The sequence below is a fragment of the Burkholderia sp. MSMB1459WGS genome, assembly GCF_001534535.1.
Lineage (GTDB): Bacteria > Pseudomonadota > Gammaproteobacteria > Burkholderiales > Burkholderiaceae > Burkholderia.
The window spans coordinates 1-3,102 of sequence record NZ_LPMU01000043.1; the positions used below are offsets into that span (position 1 = coordinate 1).

1 protein-coding gene is annotated in these 3,102 nt (G+C 65.0%); it reads right to left on the reverse strand.

All coding sequences use genetic code 11. From position 1 onward, the window contains the following. Positions 1-78: 78 nt before the first annotated feature. Positions 79-3,102 (reverse strand): efflux RND transporter permease subunit (locus tag WT97_RS16720; protein WP_060353853.1); only part of this gene is annotated, 3,024 nt, incomplete at its 5' end.

Consider the following 3,102-nt stretch of genomic DNA (forward strand, 5'->3'; position numbering starts at 1 on the left):
GCTTGTAATGCGGCGCCATCGTGCACCCCGTGGCAAGGAGCGCGACTGCGATTGCAGTCAAAGCGTGTTTTTGCATCGTTACTGCCCCTTCGAATCGTGTGCGTCGTCGCGACCGCGCTGCAGGTCGGCCTGGACGAGACGCCATGCGTCGTCGACGTTTTCCGTCTCGCCGCCGAAGATCGCGCGAACCCGCACGAAGAACATCGGGATCATGAAAATGGCGAGGAACGTCGCCGTGATCATCCCGCCGATCACGCCCGTACCGATCGCGTGCTGGCTCGCCGAGCCCGCGCCGTTGCTGACCGCGAGCGGCAGCACGCCCAGCATGAACGCCAGCGACGTCATCAGGATCGGTCGCAGCCGCAGGCGCGCCGCCTCGATCGCCGCACGCACCGGCCCCATGTTCCCGCCTGCCTGAAGCTCGCGCGCGAACTCGACGATCAGGATCGCGTTCTTCGCGGACAGGCCCACGGTCGTCAGCAGGCCGACCTGGAAGAACACGTCGTTCTCGAGGCCGCGCAGCATCGTCGCGAGCAGCGCACCGACCACACCGAGCGGCACGACCATGATCACCGAGAACGGGATCGACCAGCTTTCATACAGCGCCGCGAGACACAGGAACACGACGAGGATCGAGATCGCATACAGGATCGGCGCTTGCGAGCCGGACTGGATTTCCTGGAACGACAGCCCCGTCCACGAATAGCCGATGCCTTCCGGCAGCTTGTTCGCGAGCGCTTCCATCGCGGCCATCGCCTGGCCGGTCGACTTGCCTTCCGCGGCCTGCCCCTGGATCTCGATCGACGACACGCCGTTGTAGCGCTCGAGCTTCGGCGACCCGTAGATCCAGTGGCCGGTCGAGAACGCGCTGAACGGCACCATTCCGCCCGCGCTGTTGCGCACGTACCAGATGTTCATGTCTTCCGGCGTCATCCGGAACGGCGCGTCGGCCTGCACGTACACCTTCTTGATCCGGCCGTCGGTGTCGAGGAAGTTGTTCACGTACTGCGACGCCCACGCAATCGAGAACGTCTGGTCGATCGCCGCGGCCGTCACACCGAGCGCGTTCGCCTTCTCGCGATCGATGTCGACCTTGTACTGCGGCGTATCGTTCAGGCCGTTCGGGCGCACCAGCGCGAGCGCCGGATCCTTCGCGGCCATCCCGAGCAACTGCCCGCGCGCGGCCATCAGCGCATCGTGGCCGAGACCGGCGTTGTCCGTCAGCTCGAAGTCGAAGCCGGCGGCGGTGCCGAGTTCGGGAATCGACGGCGGGTTGAACGGAATCACCATCGCGTCCTTGTACTGCGAGTAGTGCGCGAAGGTCCGGCCGATCAGCGCCTGCACCTTCTGGTCCGAACGCTGGCGATGCTCGTACGGCTTCAGCTTCACGAACACGAGGCCCGCGTTCTGGCCGCGGCCCGCGAAGCTGAAGCCGTTGACCGTGAATACCGAGTCGACCACGTCCTTCTCGGCGGTCGTCAGGTACGTGTTGATGTTGTCGAGCGTCTTGCCGGTCGTTTCCTGCGTGGAGCCGGACGGAGTCTGCACGATCATGAACATGTAGCCCTGGTCCTCGTCGGGCAGGAACGACTTCGGCAGGCGCACGAACATCACGCCGACCGCGATGAACACGGCGAGGTAGATCACGAGCCAGCGGCCCGAGCGCCGGATCACATGATTCACGCCGCCCGTGTAGCGATCGCGGCTGCGATCGAAGGTCCGGTTGAACCACCCGAAGAAACCCTTCTTCTCTTCGTGATGCCCCTTTTCGACCGGCTTCAGGATCGTCGCGCACAGTGCCGGCGTCAGAATCAACGCGACCAGCACCGACAGCACCATCGCCGACACGATCGTCAGCGAGAACTGGCGATAGATCGCGCCGACCGAGCCGCCGGAGAACGCCACCGGCACGAACACCGCCGACAGCACGAGCGCCACGCCGACGAGCGCGCCGGTGATCTGGCTCATCGCCTTGCGGGTCGCCTCCTTCGGCGACAGACCCTCCTCGGCCATCACGCGCTCGACGTTCTCGACTACCACGATCGCGTCGTCGACCAGCAGGCCGATCGCGAGCACGAGGCCGAACATCGACAGCGTGTTGATCGAGAAACCAACGAGGCCCATGATCGCGAATGTGCCGAGCAGCACGACCGGCACCGCGATCGTCGGGATGATCGTCGCCCGCAGGTTCTGCAGGAACAGATACATCACGAGGAACACGAGCACGATGCCCTCGATCAGCGTCTTGACCACCTCCTCGATCGACAGGCGCACGAACGGCGTCGTGTCGTACGGGTAGTGCACGACGAGACCATGCGGGAAGTACTTCGACAGCTCGTCGATCTTGGCCCGCAGCGCGGTCGCGGTCGCGAGCGCGTTCGCGCCGGTCGCGAGCTGGATGCCGAGGCCGGCCGTCGGCTGCCCCATGTATTTCGTGTCGAACGTGTAGTTCTCCGAACCCAGCGCCGCGCGGCCGACGTCCTTCAGGCGAACCTGCGAGCCGTCCTGGTTGACCTTCAGCAGGATGTTGCCGAACTGCTCGGGCGTGCGCAACAGCGTCGATTCGGTGATCGTCGCCTGCAGCACGGTACCCGGCTTCGCCGGCGTGCCGCCGATCTGGCCGCCCGCGATCTGCACGTTCTGCTGCGTGATCGCGGCCGTCACGTCGGTCGGCGTGAGGCTGTAGTTGGTCAGCTTGACGGGGTCGAGCCAGATCCGCATCGAGAACTGCGAACCGAGCAGCAGCGTCTGGCCGACGCCGTTGACGCGGCTCAGCGGATCGAGCACGTGCGACGCCACGTAGTTCGTCAGGTCCTCCTTCGACATCCGGCCGTCCTCGGAGTTGAATGCGAACCACATCAGCCAGTTGCTGCTCGACTTCGTGACCTGCATGCCGAGCTGCTGCACGACCTGCGGCAGGTTCGGCGTCGCGAGCGACAGCTTGTTCTGCACCTGCACCTGGGCGACGTCCGGATTCGTGCCCGGCGAAAAGGTCAGCGTGATCGTCGCGTTGCCCGAATCGTCGCTCGTCGACGACATGTACAGGAAGTTGTCGAGACCGCTCATCTGCTGCTCGATCACCTGCGTCACCGTGTCTTCCAC